16 protein-coding genes and 1 pseudogene are annotated in these 21,040 nt (G+C 66.0%); 15 read left to right on the forward strand and 2 right to left on the reverse strand.

Translation table 11 applies throughout. From position 1 onward, the window contains the following. The first annotated feature begins 144 nt into the window (after nucleotides 1-144). The 4 genes from FBZ93_RS18490 (at nucleotide 145) to FBZ93_RS18505 (ending at nucleotide 6,198) form a co-directional block, all read left to right on the forward strand. On the forward strand, nucleotides 145-1,476 hold the full coding sequence (locus FBZ93_RS18490; protein WP_146987307.1) for an MFS transporter: 1,332 nt from the start codon (nucleotides 145-147) through the stop codon (nucleotides 1,474-1,476). A gap of 19 nt (nucleotides 1,477-1,495) precedes the next feature. Then, nucleotides 1,496-2,521, forward strand: a complete 1,026-nt coding sequence (locus FBZ93_RS18495) for an amidohydrolase family protein (RefSeq protein WP_146987308.1) — start codon at nucleotides 1,496-1,498, stop codon at nucleotides 2,519-2,521. A gap of 215 nt (nucleotides 2,522-2,736) precedes the next feature. After that, nucleotides 2,737-3,411 carry an RraA family protein gene (locus tag FBZ93_RS18500; RefSeq protein WP_146987309.1) on the forward strand — a complete coding sequence of 225 codons (675 nt, stop codon included), beginning with the start codon at nucleotides 2,737-2,739 and terminating at the stop codon, nucleotides 3,409-3,411. Nucleotides 3,412-3,726: 315 nt separating this feature from the next. Beyond that, entirely contained in the window at nucleotides 3,727-6,198 is a 2,472-nt protein-coding gene (locus FBZ93_RS18505) for a TonB-dependent receptor (protein WP_433995421.1), read from the forward strand. Nucleotides 6,199-6,379: 181 nt separating this feature from the next. On the opposite strand, the gene FBZ93_RS18510 is transcribed toward FBZ93_RS18505, so the two are convergent. Both FBZ93_RS18510 and FBZ93_RS18515 read right to left on the reverse strand, forming a co-directional pair. Further along, nucleotides 6,380-7,153: an SDR family NAD(P)-dependent oxidoreductase gene (locus FBZ93_RS18510; protein ID WP_146987310.1), complete on the reverse strand. Its 774-nt coding sequence runs from the start codon at nucleotides 7,151-7,153 to the stop codon at nucleotides 6,380-6,382. A 99-nt stretch (nucleotides 7,154-7,252) separates the two neighbouring features. Further along, nucleotides 7,253-7,873: a hypothetical protein gene (locus FBZ93_RS18515; RefSeq protein WP_167529093.1), complete on the reverse strand. Its 621-nt coding sequence runs from the start codon at nucleotides 7,871-7,873 to the stop codon at nucleotides 7,253-7,255. Nucleotides 7,874-8,114: 241 nt separating this feature from the next. On the opposite strand from FBZ93_RS18515, the pseudogene FBZ93_RS18520 reads away from it, so the two are divergent. From FBZ93_RS18520 to FBZ93_RS18570, 11 genes and pseudogenes are all read left to right on the forward strand, one after another. Beyond that, a pseudogene (locus tag FBZ93_RS18520) lies at nucleotides 8,115-8,255 on the forward strand (SDR family oxidoreductase); the annotation flags it as partial. Between the two features lie 507 nt (nucleotides 8,256-8,762). Beyond that, a complete protein-coding gene (locus FBZ93_RS18525; protein WP_050425097.1) occupies nucleotides 8,763-10,013 on the forward strand; it encodes an ABC transporter substrate-binding protein in 1,251 nt (416 codons plus the stop codon). Nucleotides 10,014-10,149: 136 nt separating this feature from the next. Next, complete coding sequence (locus FBZ93_RS18530; protein WP_146987311.1) at nucleotides 10,150-10,968, forward strand: helix-turn-helix transcriptional regulator; 819 nt, start codon at nucleotides 10,150-10,152, stop codon at nucleotides 10,966-10,968. A 122-nt stretch (nucleotides 10,969-11,090) separates the two neighbouring features. Continuing rightward, on the forward strand, nucleotides 11,091-12,101 hold the full coding sequence (locus FBZ93_RS18535) for a branched-chain amino acid ABC transporter permease (RefSeq protein ID WP_146987312.1): 1,011 nt from the start codon (nucleotides 11,091-11,093) through the stop codon (nucleotides 12,099-12,101). A 1-nt stretch (nucleotide 12,102) separates the two neighbouring features. Further along, entirely contained in the window at nucleotides 12,103-13,188 is a 1,086-nt protein-coding gene (locus FBZ93_RS18540; RefSeq protein WP_146987313.1) for a branched-chain amino acid ABC transporter permease, read from the forward strand. After that, entirely contained in the window at nucleotides 13,181-13,963 is a 783-nt protein-coding gene (locus tag FBZ93_RS18545) for an ABC transporter ATP-binding protein (RefSeq protein ID WP_016847809.1), read from the forward strand. Before FBZ93_RS18540 ends, FBZ93_RS18545 begins: the two co-directional genes overlap by 8 nt. Then, a complete protein-coding gene (locus tag FBZ93_RS18550; protein ID WP_146987314.1) occupies nucleotides 13,956-16,166 on the forward strand; it encodes an ABC transporter permease in 2,211 nt (736 codons plus the stop codon). The genes FBZ93_RS18545 and FBZ93_RS18550 overlap by 8 nt, the downstream gene beginning before the upstream one ends. A 3-nt stretch (nucleotides 16,167-16,169) precedes the next feature. Next, a complete protein-coding gene (locus FBZ93_RS18555) occupies nucleotides 16,170-17,003 on the forward strand; it encodes a phosphoenolpyruvate hydrolase family protein (protein WP_146987315.1) in 834 nt (277 codons plus the stop codon). Nucleotides 17,004-17,029: 26 nt separating this feature from the next. Further along, a complete protein-coding gene (locus FBZ93_RS18560) occupies nucleotides 17,030-19,924 on the forward strand; it encodes a flotillin family protein (RefSeq protein WP_146987316.1) in 2,895 nt (964 codons plus the stop codon). A gap of 9 nt (nucleotides 19,925-19,933) precedes the next feature. Further along, the gene (locus tag FBZ93_RS18565; RefSeq protein ID WP_146987317.1) at nucleotides 19,934-20,371 is read left to right on the forward strand and encodes an SRPBCC family protein; all 438 of its coding nucleotides are present in this window, start codon (nucleotides 19,934-19,936) and stop codon (nucleotides 20,369-20,371) included. Between the two features lie 216 nt (nucleotides 20,372-20,587). After that, nucleotides 20,588-21,031, forward strand: coding sequence for an SRPBCC family protein (locus tag FBZ93_RS18570; protein ID WP_146987318.1), 444 nt, complete (start codon nucleotides 20,588-20,590; stop codon nucleotides 21,029-21,031). Nucleotides 21,032-21,040: the final 9 nt, after the last annotated feature.

The raw sequence follows: 21,040 nt of genomic DNA on the forward strand, positions 1-21,040 counted from the left end.
CGTTTCCCGATCTTGGCGCCAAAACGCGGTCCCTCCAAGGGGCAACACGCGCAGCCGATCAGCCATGCGAAATCGCCGCGAATAACAGGCGTTCCGCCCGGTTCGGATCACAGGCGCGACAACAAAAAGCAAGGGAAGAATCCAATGGGCCAGGCCTCCGTCAGCGAGCTCGAAGAGCAAACCATCCGCCGGGTGTACTGGCGGCTGATCCCGATCCTGTTCGTCATGATGTTCTTCAACTATCTCGACCGCATCAATCTCGGCTATGCCGGGCTGACGATGAACAAGGATCTCGGCCTCAGCTCCGCGATCTTCGGCTTTGCCGCCAGCATCTTCTTCCTCGGCTACATGGTGCTCGAGGTGCCGAGCAATCTGATGCTGCATTGGCTCGGGGCGCGGATCTGGCTGGCGCGGATCCTGATCACCTGGGGCCTCGTCGCCACGCTCACCGCCTTTGTCTGGAATCCGCTCAGCCTCTACGTGATGCGGTTCGGCCTCGGCGTCGCGGAAGCCGGCTTCATGCCCGGCGTCGTGCTCTACCTGACCTACTGGTTCCCCTCGCGCTACCGCGCCCGGGCGGTTGCCGGCTACATCATCGCCGGCTCGTTCTCGGCTGTAGCCGGCGGGCCGATCTCGACCAGCATCATGACCTGGTATGACGGCATGGCTGGCCTGCATGGCTGGCAATGGATGTTCATCGCCGAGGGTGTGCCGACCATTCTGCTCGGCCTGTTCACGCTCTATTATCTGACCGACCGCCCGGCCAAGGCGAGCTGGCTCACCAAGGAACAGGCCGCCTGGCTGGAGGGCGAGCTCGCCGCCGAGCGGGCCGAGATCGAGCAACAGGGGCAGCACAGGTTGATCGAATGCGTGCTCGATATCCGAGTCTGGCTGCTGGCGGCACTGTTCGGCTGCGCGCTGGTCGGCATCTATGGCCTCTTGCTGTGGCTGCCGCAGATCATCAAGGGCATGGGCGATCTCAGCAACATCCAGGTCGGCTTCCTCTCGGCGATCCCGCCGCTGCTCGGCGTGGTCGGCACCATCGTGGTCAGCCGCAGTTCGGACAAGACAGGCGATCGCAAGTTTCATCTCGCGGCCGTCTATCTGCTCGCCGCGGTCGCGATGCTCGGCAGCGCCTATGTCACGAGCCCGGTGCTGGCTTTCGTGTTCCTCTGCATCGTCGGCTTCAGCCTCAACGCCGGCAATCCATTGTTCTGGAGCATCAACGCCTCGCTGCTGACCGGCGCGGCCGGCGCCGCCTCGATCGCCATGGTCAACACGCTGGCGCAGTTCGGCGGCCTGATCGGCCCGTGGTGCATCGGGCTGATCAAGGACTCCACCGGAAGCTTTTCCTGGGCGCTGGTCGGCATCGCCGGCTTCCTGTTCGTCGCCTCCGCCATCGCCGCCACCATGCGCGTCAAACCGCGCGAGACGGAACTTTCGGGCGCGATCCCGTCATCCGTCGCCCACTCATGACACTACCAAGGACGCAACCATGATCATCGATTGTCACGGCCACTATACCACCGAGCCAGCCAAGCTGCAGATCTTCCGCGACAAGCAGCTCGCCGGTCTCGCCGACAGATCGCGCCGGCCGCTCAGCACCAATCTCGGCATCACCGATGACGAGATCCGCTCGAGCGTCGAGGGCGCGCAGCTCCGTTTGCAGAAGGAGCGCGGCACAGACGTCACGATCTTCTCGCCGCGCGCCGCCGGCATGGCGCATCATGTCGGCAAGGAAGCAACCAGCCGTGAATGGACCACGATCTGCAACGACCTCGTGCACCGGGTCTGCACGCTGTTTCCGCAGAACTTCGTCCCCGTCTGCCAGCTGCCGCAGAGCCCGGGCGTGCAGCCCAAAAACTGCATCGAGGAGCTGGAGCGCTGCGTGACCCAACTCGGTTTCGTCGGCTGCAACCTCAATCCCGATCCCGCCGGCGGCTATTGGTGCGATCCACCGCTGACGGATGAATGGTGGTATCCGCTGTACGAGAAGATGGTCGAGCTCGACGTCCCGGCGATGGTCCATGTCAGCTCGTCCTGCAATCCCTGCTTCCACGGCACCGGCGCGCATTACCTCAACGGCGACACCACCGCCTTCATGCAGTTCCTGACCTCGGACCTGTTCAAGCGCTTCCCGACTTTGCGGTTCATCATCCCGCATGGCGGCGGCGCGGTGCCCTATCACTGGGGCCGCTACCGCGGGCTCGCGCAGGACATGAAGCTGCCGCCGCTGTCGGAGCATCTGTTGAAGAATGTGTTCTTCGACACCTGCGTCTATCATTTGCCCGGCATCGAGCTGCTGACCCGGGTGATCCCGGTCGAGAACATCCTGTTCGCGTCGGAAATGGTCGGTGCGGTCCGCGGCATCGATCCGGAAACGGGTCATCACTTCGACGACACCCGCCGCTACATCGACGCATTGCCGCTGAGCGCCGAGGACAAGGCCAAGATCTTTGAAGGCAATGCCCGCCGCGTCTATCCTCGCCTCAACGCCCATCTCGACCGCCGCGCGCACTGAGCGATGTATCAGCCCCGTCATTGCGAGGAGCTCGCGACAAAATTGCAAAGCAATTTTGCGCTGAAGCGACGAAGCAATCCATCGCGCCGCATATGCGGAAGCATGGATTGCTTCGCTTCGCTCGCAATGACGGTGATAGTCCTGCGAGCACAGTATTTCCGTCATCTTGATTGCAAACGTGCAATCACGCCCAACACAAACTTCGGAGAACACCGATGGCCATAGGATTTGCAATTCACAAGGCGAAGCGGAAAGTGTCGCCCGACCTCGTCGCGCGCTACCGCACGCTGCCGGTCGCCAATATCAGCGACGTGATGTCGCGGATCGCGGGCACCAACCGGCTGCGGCCGATGCATAAAGGCGGCTGGCTCGGCGGCCCGGCGCTGACCGTGAAGACCCGGCCCGGCGACAATCTGATGGTGCACAAGGCGATCGACCTGGCCCAGCCCGGCGACGTGATCGTGGTCGATGCCGGCGGCGTGCTGGTCAACGCCATCATCGGCGAGATCATGTCGACGCTGGCCGAGAAGAAGGGCGTGGCGGGTTTCGTGATCGACGGCTCGATCCGCGACGCCGGTGCGATCCGCGCTGGCTCGTTCCCGGTGTTCGCCGCCGGCGTCGCCCATCGCGGCCCCTACAAGGACGGCCCGGGCGAGATCAATTGCGCGATCTCGATCGACGGTATGATCGTCGAGCCCGGCGATCTCATCGTGGCCGACGATGACGGCGTGCTCTGCGTACCCCATGGCGACGCCGAGGCGATCTGCAAGCTGACCGAGGCCAAGAAGGCAACCGAGGAGAAGGCGATCCAGCAGATCCTCGCCGGCACCAGCGACCGCCGCTGGGTCGATGAGGCCCTGCAGCGGCTCGGCTGCGAGTTCAAGGACTAGACCGTCGCCGTTGCCCAAGAGGCGGGAATGCCCGCTTCTTGGGCACGAATTTGCGTAAAGCAGTCCGGAATGACCCCCCCGGCTGTCCGTCCATCGGCATCGGGAATTTTTCCCGATCATCGATGGAAAAGATTCCCGCCCTCCCGGGACACATCTCGTTTGCCAAAGCACCGGCGCTCCCGCAGTCTCGAAGCCGGGGTTCGTCGGGGATAAAAGCCGAACCGCGACAATGGGGTGGGCGTTATGGCTGGTACGTTGTTGCGTACGGCAACACGGTTTCTGTCTTCTTCGGTCCATACGCGCGGCGCTGCGGCCGTGCTCACCGCCATCGGAGCCGCAGCGCCGCTGACTGCGGGCGCCCAGACCGCCGCCCCGACCGAGTTGCCGCCGGTCACCGTGATTGCCCCCTCGCCGCTGTCGGGCACGCGCAGCATCAAGCCCGCGTCGCGGCCGGTGGTGCGGACCTCGCGGACCGCTCGGACACGGGCTGCGCCGGCGCAAACCGCGGCAGCGCCCGAAGGCGGCGCTGGCGTTCCGGGCCCGTCCGAGCGCGACTCGAGCCTGCTCGATCGCGACAAGATCCCGTCCAACACCGAGGTGCTGACCGCGGCGGATTTCAGCCGCAACTATTCGACCAACTTCCTCGACTCGGTGAACCGCAAGCTGCCCGGCGTCACGCTCACCGACCAGACCGGCAACCCGTTCCAGCGCACGCTTGATTACCGCGGCTTCGTCGCCTCGCCGGTTCAGGGCACGCCGCAGGGCATCGCGGTCTATCAGAACGGCGTGCGCATCAACGAATCCTGGGGCGACGTGGTGAACTGGGATTTCATCCCGGAAAAGGCCATCGACCGGGTTTCGCTGGTGCCCAACAACCCGATCTTCGGCCTGAACGCGATCGGCGGCGCGCTCAGCATCCAGATGAAGAACGGCTTCACCTATCAGGGCTCCGAGGCGGAACTGTTCGGCGGATCCTACGGACGTGTGCAGGGCAGCGTGCAGGCCGGCGGCCAGCGGGACAACATCTCCGCCTATGCGGCGTTCGAATCCGCCTATGATCGCGGCTGGCGCGACCATGCGAATTCGTCGCACATCAACCGGATGTATGTCGACGTCGGCGCGCGCAACGATGACACCGAATTCCATGTCAACTTCACCGGCGCCAGCAACCTGCTCGGCAACGTCGCGGCAACGCCGGTCGAGCTGCTCAACCAGCGCTGGTCCAGCGTCTACACCTGGCCGCAATCGACGCTGCTGCAGCTCGCCTTCGTCAACGCGACGTTGAGCCACAATTTCTCGGACACATGGTCGTTCCAGGGCAATGCCTATTTCCGTGGCTTCCGGCAGACCCACGCCGATGGCAACGGCACTGACGTTGCGCCATGCGACGATCCCACGACCTTGTGCATCGGCGACGGCCTTCCGGTCTTCGGTCCAGCCGATGGCCCAGCCACTCCGAACACGCTCGGCAACGCCTTCCTTGGCGAAATCGACCGCAACCGCGCCGCCACCAACAGCTTCGGCGGCACGGCGCAGCTGACCAACTCGGACAAGCTGTTCGGGCACGACAACCACGTCGTGATGGGTGTCAGCGTCGACCACGGCAATACGAAGTTCACGGCAACCAGCGAGCTCGGAACGATCGATCCGAACAACCTGTTCGTGACCGGCACCGGCGTCTTCATCAACCAGCCCGACGCAGGTCTCAGCCCGGTCGATCTGCGCGCCACCAACACCTACACCGGCATCTACCTCACCGACACGTTCGATGTGACCAACAGGTTCTCGGTGACGGCCGGCGGGCGATTCAACTACGCCCAGATCGATCTGAAGGACCAGACCGGGACCAATGACCTGCTCAACAGCAGCAACCGCTTCCAGCGCTTCAATCCGGTGATCGGCGGCACCTACAAGATCACGCCGAACCTCACTGCCTATGCCGGCTATTCGGAAGCCAACCGCACGCCGACGCCGCTGGAGCTCGGCTGCTCCGATCCCAACCATCCCTGCATGATCGACACCTTCCTGGTCGCCGATCCGCCGCTCAAGCAGGTGGTGTCGCACACCGTCGAGGCGGGCCTGCGCGGCAGCTGGGGCCGCGATGCCAGGACGGGCGTGCTGAGCTGGGGGCTGGGCGCGTTCCGCACCCTGTCCGACGACGACATCATCCACGTGGCAAGCCCGCTCGGCGTCAACAATTTCGGATACTTCCAGAACGCCGGACAGACCTTGCGCCAGGGCATCGAGGCCAAGCTCGACTACCGCTTCGATCGCTGGAACGCCTATGCCAACTACACCTATGTCAACGCGACCTATCAGAGCGCGATCACGCTGTCCTCGCCGAACAATCCGAATGCGCTGATCAGCGACGCCGGCGTGCAATATGTCAACGTCACTCCGGGCGACCACATCCCCGGCATTCCCGCGCACCGCTTCAAGGCCGGCGTCGACTACAACGTCACGGATGCCTGGAAGGTCGGCGCCGACCTCAACGTCGTGGGCAGCCAGTGGCTGATCCATGACGACACCAACCAGAGCCCGAAGGTGCCGGCCTACTCGGTCGTCAATCTGCACACGTCATATCAGATCACGAAGAACATCGAGGTGTTCGGCCTGATCAACAATGTGTTCAACCAGCATTACTATCTGAACGGCGCGTTCTATCAGACCGGCGGCTTTGTCAGCGCCGGCTCGGCACCCAACCTGATGGCGCAGCTGAGCGATCCCCGCGCCTTCGTGCCCGGCATGCCGCTCGCCGCCTATGCGGGCATCAGGGCGAAGTTCTAGGAAAGACCCGCGACACTTTCGACGCCGTCATTGCGAGGAGCGAAGCGACGAAGCAATCCATTCCTATTCGCGGCGCGATGGATTGCTTCGCGGAGCCTGTCATCGGGCGCGCATTCGCGCACCCGTTGGCTCGCAATGACGTGGAGCGCCCACATCGTCACCAGCCCTGACAGACGCCGCGTTACGCCACCGTCCCGCCGTCGACCGGCATCGCGATGCCGGTGACGAACGAGGCCTTGTCCGACAGCAGGAACACTGCAACCTCGGCGATCTCTTCGGGGCGCGCGGCGCGGCCCATCGGGTTGCGGGTGACCGCGGCCTTGATCAGCTCTTCCGGATCGGCCTCGTTGTGGCCGGGCTGGTCCGGCCGGTTGACGAACACCCGCAGCATCGGCGTGTCGATCGCGCCGGGACAGATCGCATTGACGCGCACGCCGTCCTTGGCGTGGCGCTTGGCCAGTGCCCGCGCCAGACCGATCACGCCGGCCTTGGCCGCCGAATAGGTCGGGCTCCACGGCGAGCCGACCAGGCCTGAGGTCGATGCGGTGAACAGGATGCTGCCCTTGCGCCGCGCCGTCATCTCTCCCAGCGCCGCGTTGGTGGTGATCAGCTGCGAGCGCAGATTGAGATCGACGCTGAGATCCCAGCCTTCGAGATCGTCGATCACGGACGGACCGGGAATGCCGAGGTGATTCCAGACGCAGTCGAGCGCACCGAATTCCTTCACCGTCGCCGCGACGATGTCGCGCGAAAACTTGTCGTCGCGCAGATCGCCGGCCAGCGCCAGCGCGCGTCCGCCGCCCTTTTTGATCTCGTCGACCACCGCCTTCGCGCCGGCCTCGTTCTGGTCGACCACCGCAACCGCCGCGCCCTCGCGCGCCAGGATGCGCGCGCCGGCGCGGCCGGCGCCCGATGCCGCGGCGGTGACGAGTGCGATCTTGCCTTGCATGTCCATGTTTCGATCCTGATTGTGCCCGTGAGTTCGAGCCTTCTTGGTTCCAGCTGAAGCTCTGGTTGAATCAGGACCGCGGCGCCGCAGTCTTGCGCTGAAGCGCTAGCGGCCGCCGAACAGGACCGGAGACTGGCCGGGCAGCAATTGCGAATGAATGTCGCTATCCATGCGCTCCGCGCCTTGCTGGGTGAAGCTCGCTCCGAACGACAGGCTGACATTCGAGCTCGGGCGGAACTCTACTCCCGCACGCGCCGAATAGCCGGCGTTGACGCCGGGATTGCCGCTGAACGGCGCCAGCGGTCCGCCGGCGCCGGGAGGATTGTATTTCAACGAGTCGAAGCCGGCGAAGAACGTCACGGGTGTATTGCCGACGCCCTTGAAGTTGTAGCCGACCTGCGCGCCCTGATATTCGAGCCCGCCGAACGCCGCCGATTGGCCGAGCGTGCTCCAGCCGACACGGCCACCTTCGCCGCCGACGAACCAGCCGTCCGGCCGGCCATTCAGATACGAGAAGTCGCCGCCCTGCGCACCGGCGGCGTCAAAGCTCGGAAAATTGCCGTAAGTGTCCGCCTTCTGGCCATCGGCAAGGCTGCCGCCGAAGCCGAACAGCGAGCCCGGGGTCCAGTAGCGCACCGGTCCGGCCTGGGCGTGGGCCTGCTGAACGCCGAGGCAGAGCACTGCGGCGATGATTGGGAGACCGGTTTTGCTTGCGAAAATCGACATTCGGGAGACCGTCACCTGTACAGCCGAACTATACGCTCCGGAGGCCGGCAATGCCAGCGCGGCGCTTCGGCGCGACCGCCGCGCCTCTTGCCATCAGCGCGGCCACCACCGTCCAGCTCGGCAATGGCGCCGATCACGATCGAACTCAACAAGCCGATCGCGCTCGAGGCGCGGTCGTGCTTTGCGATCCGTGAAGGCAACCGCACCGTCGGCGCGGTGTTGCAAAATCATCCGATCGCCTGACGCGGTCGTCTATCACAAATCGGCGGCAGCGCTGTCCGGCTTCTCGAAGACCGGCCTCACCGACATCAAGGATATGTCCGAGGGCTGGTGGATGACCGGCCAGACCATCCTCGTCAACGGCCGCTACACGACGAAGTGACAATGGCGGATTGGGGGCGGGCGTGAGCGTCCGCCCCTTGCATCCGAGTTGCCCGACGGCGCAAGACCCTGCGGACATGCAAGACTCGGACAGATCATGTCGCGAGAATGCGATGCCATATCTTCAGCGCTGTTCGAACGTGCGTCAGATTCACGCCCGTCATCCTGAGGTGCGAGCGGAGCGAGCCTCGAAGGATGCACGGCCCGGCTGGTGGCCATCGATCCTTCGAGACGCGCTACGCGCTCCTCAGGATGACGGGTCTGGTAGCTTCGCAGGGACGACATCGAGGATGTGTCTGCTTGCCCCCCACGCACCCGCCGCTCTCCGCGACATTGCGTCGCGAAACTCGTTGCGGCGCAACAATCAAAATGAGACTGCCCGTTAAGCACCCCCGGCGCGACGACATCCGCGCCGCGCCTCCCTTCGGCTAGCTTTGCCGGCAACAACCGGACGCCCATCGGCCTTCTCGCCACGTGGTCGCCGGCGACAACACAGAGGGAGGAAGCGATGTTGAAAAGCAGTTTGGGACTGATTGCGTTGAGCAGCCTGTTGCTTTCGGGCACGGCGTTCGCCCAGGAGAAGATCAAGGTCGGCGTCACCGCAACGCTCGAGGGCACCTACACGGTGCTCGGCGAGGACGGCATGCGCGGCCACCAGACGGCGCTCAACGTGCTCGGCAAGAAGATCGGCGACAAGGAACTCGAATTCATCGTCGCCTCGACCGACGCGACGCCGGACTCCGCGGTGCGCGCGGTGCGCAAGCTGATCGAGCAGGACAAGGTGCAGATCCTGCTGTCGCCGCTGTCCGGTGACGAAGGCATCGCGGTGAAGAATTTCGCCAAGACCCATCCGGAGCTGACCTTCGTCAACGCCGCCTCCGGCGCGCAGGAGACGACCTATGTCGATCCGGCGCCGAACTTCTTCCGCTACAACATGGACGGCGCGCAGTGGCAGGTCGGCCTCGGCAAATACGCCTATGAGACCAAGGGCTATCGCAAGATCGCGACCGTCGGCGAGGATTACTCCTTCATCTACACCCAGGTGTTCGGCCTGGTGCTGGAATTCTGCGGCGCCGGCGGCCAGGTCACCAACCGGCAATGGGTGCCGCTCGGCACCAAGGACTTCGCCTCGGTCATTGCTGCGCTGCCCGACGATGTCGATGCGATCTATCTCGGCCTCGGCGGCGCCGACGCGGTCAACTTCCTCAACCAGTATCAGCAGGCCGGCGGCAAGGCGCATCTGATGGGCGGCTCCATCATGATCGACCAGACCATCCTGTCGTCGAAGGGCAGCGCCAAGAACGCGCTGATCGGCACCATCGCGGCGAGCGGCCAGGCCGACACCTGGGAGGATCCGGGCTGGCAGAAGTTCGTCAAGGCCTATCAGGACTCGTTCCCGGAGAGCAAACGCTTCCCGAGCCCGTCGCTGCTCGCCACCAACTATTACGGCTCGACCATGGCGCTGATCCTGGCGCTGCGGCAGGTCAATGGCGATCTCTCCAACAACCAGGCCAAGCTGAAGGATGCGCTGGCGAAGATCGAGATCGACGCCCCGAACGGCAAGATCAAGCTCGACGCCAACCGCCAGGCGATCGGCACCAATTTCGTCACCGAGGTGGTCGATGACGGCAAGGGCGCGCTGTTCTCCAAGGTCGTGAAGGTGATCCCGAACGTCAACCAGACGCTGGGCTACGATCCGGCGGTTTTCGCCAAGATCGGCCTGCCGAGCCGCACGGTCCCGGAGTGCAAGAAGTACTGACGTATTTGTTGCAGTGCGGGCAGAGCGGCCGCGGCATGGCGCGCGGTTGCATCAAGAGCCCTGCTCGCCCTTGCTTTCCGCGGGCGGATGATGAACGCTTGTCGAAAAGACAAGAACATCCCGCGGGAGGGGAGGCATGAGCAGGGCGCTTGCCGTCTTCCACGGCCGGTTCGGTCGCGCGACGGTCTACCAGTTGAACCGTCCCTTCAACGTGCATGCGCACCGCGAAGGGCACCTGATCTTTCATGTCGGCGGCACGCCGGCGCAGATCGACGTGTCGGAGCAGCGCCTGCTGCTCAAGGACGACACCGTGGTCGCGGTCAACCCGTGGGAACCGCATAATTTCCTGCCGACCGACATGGATCACGGCGCGATCTTCTTCGTGCTCTATGTCAACGCCGAGTGGTTCGCCCCGCAGCCCGCAACGGCGCAGGGCCTGCGGTTCGGCCGCACCTTCTTTCCGCGCACCGAGGCGCTCGACCGGCTGATCCGCCGCACCGCAGCACTGGTGTGCGGCGCGCCGTCGCTGCGCAGCCTCGATTGCGAGCTCAGGCAGTTGATCGATTCCTGCTACGAGGAGAGCTGGCAGGCGGCCGAGGGCGCTCCCGCCGCCGCTGCGGTGACCGATTTCCGCGTCCGCAAATCGATCAAGCTGATGTCGGAAAGCCCCGGCGCCGAGATCGAGCTCGATGCGATCGCGCGCGAAGCGGGGCTGTCGCGGCCGCATTTCTACCGGCTGTTCCGGACGCAAACCGGCGTCACCCCTCACCTCTACATGAACACGCTGATCATGGAGCAGGCGCTGGATGCGCTGGTCGCGACCGAAGCGCCGATCGCCGATATCGGCTTCGATCTCGGCTTCTCCTCGCAGAGCGGCTTCACCCGCTTCTTCGCCGCCAATGTCGGCATGGCCCCGACCGACTATCGCCGCGCCGCCAAGGTGTTGCGGCCGTGAGCGAGTTCCGCACCGGACGATAAAAGATACTCTCGATCAAATCCGACGCTTTCGCCCTCGGTAGGATGCACGGACACGTGGCCCGGCAGACGGCCGCGACCGACTGAGGGAACGCGACTGACATGGCCAGGTTCATCGAACGCCATCCGGCCTGGGCGCTGATCGTGATCATCGCGGTCGCGGTGCTGGCGTGGCTGGTGTTCGCGATCTGGCCGCCGGGGCTGGAGGCAGCGATCGGCCGCAAGCGCGTGTTCCTCAACGCTGTGCTGAACGGCATCACGCTCGGCGGGCTGTATTTCCTGGTGGCGAGCGGCTTCACGCTGATCTTCGGGTTGATGCGCAACGTCAACCTGGCGCACGGCTCGCTCTATCTGTTCGGCGGCTATATCGGCTACGCCATCAGCACCTGGACCGGCTCGTGGATCCTCTCCTTCATCGTCGCCTTCATCGCGGTGGCGCTGGTCGGGGTGATCCTGCAGCTCGCCGTGTTCCGCCGCATGGAGGGACAGGACCTCCGCCAAACCATGGTGACGATCGGGCTCTCGATCGTGTTCGCCGATCTGATGCTCTGGGTGTTCGGCGGCGACTTCTACCAGGTCCAGACCCCGAGCTGGCTGATCGGCCCGGTGCAGCTGCCGCTGCTCACCGCGATCAAATCATCCGGCGAGCCGGTCTATCTGCAATATCCGCTGGTGCGGCTGGTGATCTTCTTAGCCTCGGTCGTGATCGGCATCGCGATGTGGCTGGCGCTGAACCGAACCCGGATCGGCATGATCGTGCGCGCCGGCGTCGACGACCGCGACATCCTGGCCGCGACCGGGGTGCGGATCCAGCTGGTGTTCGTGCTGGTGTTCGCGCTCGGCGCGGGGCTTGCCGGCATTGCCGGCGTCGTCGGCGGCACCTTCCAGTCGCTCTCGCCCGGCGAGGACACCCGCTTCCTGCTCGCCTCGCTGGTGGTCGTGATCGTCGGCGGCATGGGGTCGATCCCGGGAGCCGCGCTCGGCGCCGTCATCATCGGCCTCGCCGAGCAGCTCGGCTCGGTCTACATCCCGACCTACGCCATCGTCGTCACCTTCCTGATCATGGTGCTGGTGCTGGCGCTGCGGCCGCAGGGCCTGCTCGCGAGGCGATGAGATGTCGTTGCTGCAGAGCACCCAGTTCCGCCCCGACCGATCCGCCAACGCGACCCGCCGCGCCCTGCTCCGCGCCTGGCCGGAATTCCAGAATCCCGTGGCCTGGCTGGTCGCGCTGATCCTTGTGATCATGCCGCTGATCGCCAACGGCTTCTTCCTGATCGAGATCTTCGCCACCACGCTGATCCTCGGTGTCATCGCGCTCAGCCTGATGTTCCTGGCCGGCTATGGCGGCATGGTCAGCCTGATGCAGCTCACCATCGCGGGCTTCGCCGGCTACATGGTCGCGGTGTTCGGCGTCAGCGGCAACGCCAATATCAGCCTCGGCTGGCCGTGGTGGCTCGCAACCCCGATGGCGCTGGCGCTGGCGACGCTGTTCGGCACGCTCGGCGGCGCGCTCGCGGTACGCACAGAGGGCATCTACACCATCATGATCACGCTCGCGATCGGCGCGGCGTTCTACTACTTCACCAACCAGAACTGGGCGATCTTCAACGGCCACACCGGCATCAACACCGTCGCGACGCCGCATTTCTTGGGCGTCGACTGGCGCACCGATATCGCCTTCTACTATGTGACGCTCGGGGTCGCCGCGATCTGCTACTTCGCCGTCCAGTATGTCTCGCGCGCACCGTTCGGCCTCGCGCTGCAGGGCGTCCGCGACAATTCGCGCCGTATGGCGGCCCTCGGCTTCAACCCCAATGCCCACCGCATCGCGGCCTACGCCTTCGCCGCCTTCATCGCGGCGCTCGGCGGCGTGCTGCAGGTCTGGAACTACCGGCAGATCTCGCCGGGCTCGGTGAGCGTCGGCGCCTGCATCGACGTCCTGATCATCGCCGTGGTCGGCGGCATCACGCGGCCGATCGGCCCGTTCATCGGCGCATTGATCTTCGTCCTGCTGCGCACCTTCGCGCTCGACGTGCTGATCAAGTTCGGCCTCGACGGCAACCGCTTCCGCCTGCTGATCGGGCTCGGCTTCCTCGCCATCGTGTTCTGGTCGTCGGACGGCGTGATCGGCCTGTGGGAACGCTGGCGCCGCCGCAACACGTCTTCGACGCAACGTTCAGGCGGAGGCCGCCATGGATAGCGTCGCGCAGCGGCTGTCCGTGGTCGGCGCCGGCGCGGCGCTGGAGCTGCGCGGCGTGACGCGGCTGTTCGGCGCGCTGGCGGCGCTGACCGACGTCACCATCACCGTGCGGCCGGGCGAACGGCGCGCGGTGCTCGGCTCGAACGGCGCCGGCAAGACCACGCTGTTCAACTGCATCACCGGCGACTTCCCGCCCTCCTCCGGCACGATCCGCTTCTTCGGCGAGGACATCACCCAGTTCCCGCCCTATGAGCGCATCCGACGGGGCTTGCGCCGCACCTACCAGATCTCGGCTTTGTTCCCCGGTCTCACCGTGCAGGACAACGTCTACCTCGCCTGCCGCGGCGTCTCGCGCGGACGGTTCTCGTTCCTGCGTCCGGGGCAGAACGATGCTCTGATGCACGCGACCGAAACGCTGGTACAGGCCGTGCACCTCTCTGGTGTGAAGGACCAGCGCGTCGCCGAGCTCGCGCACGGACAGCAGCGCCAGCTCGAGATCGCGCTGGCGCTGGCCGGCGCGCCGCGCTTCATCCTGTTCGACGAGCCCGCGGCGGGGCTGTCGCCGACCGAGCGACGCGAGCTGATCGAGATCCTGACCTCGCTGCCGGCGCATATCGGCTACATCATCATCGAGCACGACATGGACGTTGCGCTACGCGTCGTCGAGAGCGTGACGATGATGCACAATGGCCGCATCTTCAAGGAAGGCTTGCCGCGCGAGATCGAATCCGATCCCGAGGTGCAGGAGCTTTATCTCGGAGGCGGCCATGAATGACCGCCGTGCCGCGCCCGCGCTCGAGGTGAAAGGCCTCGACGTCTATTACGGCCATTCGCACGCGCTGCAAGGCGTCGATCTCACGCTCGATAGCGGCGTGTTCTCGGTGGTCGGCCGCAACGGCATGGGCAAGACCACGCTGTGCAAGGCCATCATGGGCCTGGTGCGCGCCAGCGGCGGCTCGATCCGGATCCGCGGCGAGGAGATCACGCGGCTCAATCCGGCGCGGATCGCCCGGCTCGGCGTCGGCTATGTGCCGCAAGGCCGCCGGCTGTGGCGCTCGCTGACGGTTGACGAACACCTCGCGCTCGCCGGCGGCCTGCGCCGCGGCGCCTGGACCATCGAGCGGATCTACGACACCTTCCCGCGCCTCGCCGAGCGCAAGAACAATGGCGGCAACCAGCTCTCCGGCGGCGAGCAGCAGATGCTCGCGATCTCGCGTGCGCTACTGACCAACCCGCATCTCCTGATCATGGATGAGCCGACCGAGGGCCTCGCGCCTGTGATCGTCGCCCAGGTCGAGGACATGCTGCTGCGCCTCGGCGACGAAGGCGACATGTCCGTGCTGGTCATCGAGCAGAACATCGGCGTGGCGACGGCGGTGTCGCGCAACGTCGCCATCATGGTCAACGGCCGCATCAACCGCATCATCGACTCCGCGCGCCTCGCGACCGACCGCGACTTGCAACAGCGGCTGCTCGGCGTCGGCACCCACGGCTCGGATGAGACCGACGCCGAGGCGGCGCCAGCGAAAGCTGAAGCTGTCGGCACGCCGCAGCCGGAGCGCAAGGGGCCGGCGCGCATCTACATCTCCAACCCCGTGCTCCCGACGCGCTGGTCGCAGCCGGTGCCGATCGCCCGGATCGAGGCCGCCGCGCGGACGCAATCCGCGGCGATCACGCGTCTCGAGGAGACGGCCCGCACGCGGCGCGAACCCGCGACGTCGAAGACTTCGGGACCACCGGTCGTGCTGGTCGTCGGCACGCTCGACACCAAGGGCGCCGAGCTGCGCTTCATCCGCGATATCGTCGCGGGCAGCGGCCTGCGCACCCGGCTGGTCGATGTCTCGACCAGCGGCAAGGCGGCGAGCTGCGACGTCACCGCGCAGGAGATCGCGCTGAACCACGGCCGCGGCGGCTCCGGTGTGTTCGGCGCCGACCGTGGCGCCTCGGTCACGGCGATGGCGGAGGCGTTCGAGCGCTGGCTGCGCCGCCAGGGCAACATCGCCGGCATCATCTCCGCCGGCGGCTCCGGCGGCGCGTCGCTGGTCGCGCCCGGCATGCGCGCGCTTCCGGTCGGCGTGCCGAAGCTGATCATCTCCTCGGTCGCGTCGGGCGACGTCGGTCCTTATGTCGGGCCCGCCGACATCACCATGATGTATTCGGTGACCGACGTGCAGGGCCTTAATTCGATCTCGCGCGCCGTGCTCGGCAACGGCGCCCATGCCCTGGTCGGCATGGTCAAGGCGCGGCTCGATGAACAGGCCGCCAGGCAGCGCGATACGAGCGCTCAGCTTCCGGCTATCGGCATCACCATGTTCGGCGTCACCACGCCGGCCGTGCAGAAGATCGCCGCCGACCTGCGCGAGGATTTCGAGTGCCTGGTGTTCCACGCCACCGGCGTCGGCGGCCGCTCGATGGAGAAGCTGGTCGAGTCCGGACAGCTCGCCGGCGTCATCGACCTCACCACGACCGAAGTCTGCGATCTGCTGATGGGCGGCGTGTTCCCGGCGACCGACGATCGCTTCGGCGCCATCATCCGCAGCGGCGTGCCCTATGTCGGCTCGGTCGGCGCACTGGACATGGTGAACTTCGGCGCGCCCGACACCATCCCGGAGCGCCACCGGCAGCGTAAATTCCACGTCCATAATCCGCAGGTCACATTGATGCGGACGACGCCTGAAGAGAACGAGCGCATCGGCCGCTGGATCGGCGAACGCCTCAACCAGATGGACGGGCCGGTGCGTTTCTTCCTCGCCGAAGGTGGCGTCTCCGCGCTCGATGCGCCGGGCCAGCCGTTCTGGGACCCTGATGCCGATGCGGCGTTGTTCCGCGCGCTGGAGCGCACCGTGCGCCAGACCGGAAATCGCCAGATCATCCGCGTCAAGCGCAACATCAACGATCCCGAGTTCACCGCCGCCATCGTCAGCGCGTTCCGTCCGCTGCTAGGACGCGCCGGTGGCCGGCGGAGAGTGGCGAGGTGACCCATGCCCAGGTTTGAACGCGCGGCGCTGCTGAAGAAGTTTCACGCCATGATCGCCCGCGGCGAGCCGATCGTCGGCGGCGGCGCCGGCACTGGCCTATCGGCAAAATGCGAGGAGGCCGGCGGCGTCGACCTGATCGTGATCTACAATTCCGGCCGCTACCGCATGGCCGGCCGCGGCTCGCTCGCCGGACTGATGCCCTATGGCGATGCCAACGCCATCGTCGTCGAAATGGCCGGCGAAGTATTACCGGTCGTGACAAACACGCCGGTGCTCGCCGGGGTCAACGGCACCGATCCGTTCCGCGACATGGACGTGTTCCTCGACCAGCTCAAGGCGCTCGGCTTTGCCGGCGTGCAGAACTTTCCGACCGTCGGCCTGATCGACGGCATCTTCCGCGCCAATCTCGAAGAAACCGGGATGTCCTATGCGCTCGAGATCGACATGATCGCGAAAGCGCATGACAAGAACATGCTGACCACGCCCTATGTGTTCAGCGAGCAGGAGGCGACCGCGATGGCGATCGCCGGCGCCGACATCATCGTCTGTCATATGGGCCTGACCACAGGCGGCACGATCGGCGCGCAGACTGCGCCAAAGCTCGAAGACTGCCCTGCCCGCATCGAGGCCTGGGCCGAGGCCGCCCTCAGCGTCAATTCGAACATCATCGTGCTCGCGCATGGCGGTCCGATCGCGGACCCGGCGGATGCCGATTTCATCATGAAGCAGACCCGCAACTGCCACGGCTTCTATGGCGCCTCCTCGATGGAGCGCCTGCCGGTCGAGCGGGCGCTGACGGAACAGGTTCGCAAATTTAAGGCGATCGGCGCGCGCTAGAGCCGCCGTGACCAAGGGAGGAAGAGATGTCGGGGATGCTGGTCGGTGAATTGATCCTCTGGCTCATCGTCGCGATCGTCGCGATCGTCATCATCGTCTATGTCGTGAACTGGCTGTATCACCGTTCGTCGAAGGAAGTCTCCTTCGTCCGCACCGGTTTCATGGGCGAGCGGGTGGTGATCAATGGTGGCGCCTTCGTGCTGCCGTTCATCCACGACTACACGCCGGTCAACATGAACGTGCTGCCGATGGGCATCGTGCGCTCCCGCCAGGACGCCGTGATCACCCGCGACCGCATGCGCGTCGACATCGAGGCCGATTTCTATGTCCGCGTTCAGCCGACCCGCGAGGCGGTCTCGATCGCCGCCGCGACGCTCGGCCGCCGCACCATGGAGCCGCAGCAGCTCCACACCCTGCTCTCCGGCAAGTTCATCTCCGCGATCCGTTCGGTTGCGTCAGAGATGACGATGGAGCAGATGCACGAGCAGCGCGGCGATTATGTCGCGCGCGTCAAGGCCAATGCGGCCGAAGCGCTGGCGCAGAACGGCCTCGAACTGGAATCTGTCGCGATCACCGATCTCGACCAGACCGATCTCGAATATTTCAACCCCTCGAACCGCTTCGACGCCGAAGGTCTGACCCGCCTGATGGAGGACATCGAGGCCAAGCGCAAGCTGCGCAACGACATCGAGCAGGACTCGATGATCAAGATCCGCTCCCGCAATCTGGAGGCCGAGCGGCAGGCGCTGGAGATCGAGCGCGAGAGCGAGACCGCCCGGCTCGAGCAGGAGCGCGACATCGAGATGCGCCGCGCCCTGCAGCGCACCGAGGTCGCCCGCGAGCGCGCGCTGCGCGAGACCGAGGCCGAGCAGGCCCAGATCACCGCGCGCGAAGCCATCGAGAAGGCGCGCATCGCCAATGAGCAGGCCATCACCGAAGCCCGCATCGCCTCGGAGCGCGAGACGCGGCACAAGGAGATCGAGCGCACCCGTGCGGTCGAGGAGAAGGAGCTCTTGGCCCGCGAGGAGATCGAGCGGGTCCGGATCGCCAACCAGCGCTCGGTTGACACCACCCGTATCGCGTCCGAGCGCGAGGTGCGGCAGCGCGAGATCGAGCGGATGCGTACGGTCGAGGAGGCCGAGATCGCCGCCCGCGAGGCGATCGAGAAGGCCCGCATCCAGCAGGACCGCGTCGTCACCGACGCCCGCATCGCCAATGAGGAAGAGACCCGCCGCCGCGAGATCGAGCGCACCCGCGCCGTCGACGAGGCCGAGATCGCCGCCCGCGAGGCCACCGAGAAGGCGCGCATCGCTCAGACCATGACGGTCAATGTCGAGCGCATCTCCTCCGACGAGCGCACGCGGGCGTTGGAGATCCAGCAGGTCCGCACCATCCAGGAAGCCGAGATCGAGGCGCAGAAGGCGGTCGAAGCCGCCCGGATCATCAGAGAGAAGACGCTGGCTGCCGAGCGCATCGCCGCCGATCACACCACGCGCAAGCTCGAGATCGAGCGCAATCAGGCCGTCGAGATCGCCGGCATCAGCGCGCGCGAAGCCACCGAGGCCTCGCGGATCGCGCAGGAAGAACACGTCCGGGCGCTCGAGATCGCCCGCACCCGCGCGATCGAGGAAGCCGACATCGCCTCGCGCGAGGCGATCGAGGCGGCGCGGATTTCCCAGGAGAAGTCGGTCGCCGCGCAGCGCATCCGCGCCGAACGGGAGACCCGCGGGCTCGAGATCGAGCGCACCGGGGCGATCGAAGCCGCCGAGCTGAAGCGCCGCGACGCCGTCGAGCGGCAGCGCATCGATGTCGAGCTGGCGCTGGAAAGCGAGCGCATCGCCTCCTCCAGGACCCGCGAAGTTCTCAACATCGACCAGAAGAGGGCGATCGAGCTTGCCGACGAGGAGCGCGTGATCGCGCTCGCCGCCAAGCGCTCCGAGCGGATCGACGCCGACCGGCAGGTCCGGCAGGCCGAGATCGTGGCGCGCAAGGACATCGACACCACAGACGTCTCGCGCGAGCAGGCGCTGGAGGCAGCCCGGATCGAGCGGCGCCGTGCCATCGAGCAGCTCGAGGTGGCCCGCAACCAGTCGCTGCAGGAGGCCGAGATCGTCGCCCGCGAGGAGGTCGAGCGCGCGCGGATCGCCTCGGACCGGGGCCTGGACGAGGCCCGCATCGGCCGCGAGCGCGAGCTGCGCAAGCTCGAGGTCAACCGCGAGAAGGACGTCGAGACCGCGCTGATGGAGAAGGCCATCGCGCTGCATCAGAAATCGCTGGAGGAATCCGCGGCGCGCGCCGCGGCCGAGGATGCCCGGATCCGCGCGACGGAAGCTGCCGAGCGCGTCGTCACGGCGCGCGAAAGCGAGATCGCGAAACGGCGCAAGACGGTCGAGGTGCTGCTGGCCGAGAAGCAGGCCGAGGAAACCAGGATCGCCGCGGAAGCCGAACGCGTCCGCGCGGCGGTCGAGGCCGAGGCGCAGCGCCTGCTCAACGAAGCCGAGAACGTCTTGACCGACCAGGCGCGCTACTCGCTGTTCCGCCGCAAGCTGCTCGACCGGATCGAGGGCATCGTGCGCGAGAGCGTCAAGCCGATGGAGAAGATCGAGGGCATCCGCATCCTCCAGGTCGACGGCCTCAACGGCAACGGAAATGGCGGCGGCAATGGCCGCAGCGCCACCGACGAGGTGATCGATTCGGCGCTGCGCTACCGCGTGCAGGCGCCGCTGATCGATTCGATCCTGTCGGACATCGGCGTCGAGGGCGGCAGCCTCGCCAAGATGCCCGGCCTGATCCGCGAGGCCCGCGACATGCAGGGCATCAAGGATTCCGCACGCAAGAGCGGCGGCGACGCCAAGCCGGCGGCGCCCGAGGGCGGCGGCGAGCCGGCGCGCCCCGAGCGCACGCCGCGCAAGAAGGATTGAGCGCACGCCATGGCACGGGTTTACGTCTCCACCGTCGTCAACGCCCGCAACGACCGGGTCTGGGCCCGCGTCCGCGACTTCAACGGGCTGCCGAACTGGCATCCTGCGATCGCGGAAAGCCGGATCGAGGGCGGCGAGCCCTCGGACAAGATCGGCTGCGTCAGGGATTTCCGCCTGCGCAACGGTGACCGGATCAGGGAGAAGCTGCTCGGGCTGTCCGACTACGACATGTTCTGCACCTACTCGATCCTGGAATCGCCGATGGGCGTCGAGAACTACGTCGCCACCCTGCGGCTGACGCCGGTCACCGATGGCGACCAGACCTTCCTGGAATGGATCGCCGAGTTCGATTGCGCGCCGGAGCGCGAGACCGAGCTCGTCAACAATATCGGCGGCGGCGTGTTCCAGGGCGGGTTCGACGCGCTGAAGCGGGCGTTCGGGGGATAGCGGAATGTATAGATCAGATATCTCCGAGCAGACGGTCCACCTCTCCCCTTGTGGGAGAGGTCGGATCGCATCGCCAGATGCGATCCGGGTGAGGGGTCGCGGACCCTCGTGGGACCTGTGCCCCCTCACCCGGCGCTACGCGCCGACCTCTCCCCGCTGGGGAGAGGTGAGGCAGGCGGCTCGATACGTCAAAACCGCAGATATTGGATTTTGACCGTGCCGCATATCGTCAAAAGCACGATCCTGGATGCACCGACCGATACGGTGTGGGCCGTGCTGCGCGATTTCAACGGCCATGACCGCTGGCATCCCGCCGTCGCAAGCAGCGGTATCGAGCGCGCGCAGCCGTCCGACAAGATCGGCTGCGTCAGGCGCTTCAAGCTGAAGGACGGCGCCGAGCTGCGCGAGCAGCTGCTGGCGCTATCCGACCTCGAACAATCGTTCAGCTACTGCCTGCTCGATACGCCGATCCCGATGTTCAACTACGTGGCGCATGTCCGCCTGCTGCCGGTCACCGACGGCGACCGCACCTTCTGGCACTGGGAATCGCGCTTCACGACCCGGACCGAGGACAGGGACCGGATCACGCAGATGGTCGCAGAAGATATCTACCAGGCCGGGTTCGAGGCCATCCGCCGGCATCTGAAGGAGGCCGCGTAAGCGGGGAAG

Origin of the sequence: Bradyrhizobium macuxiense, from assembly GCF_007993935.1 — a bacterium.
Taxonomy (GTDB): domain Bacteria; phylum Pseudomonadota; class Alphaproteobacteria; order Rhizobiales; family Xanthobacteraceae; genus Bradyrhizobium; species Bradyrhizobium macuxiense_A.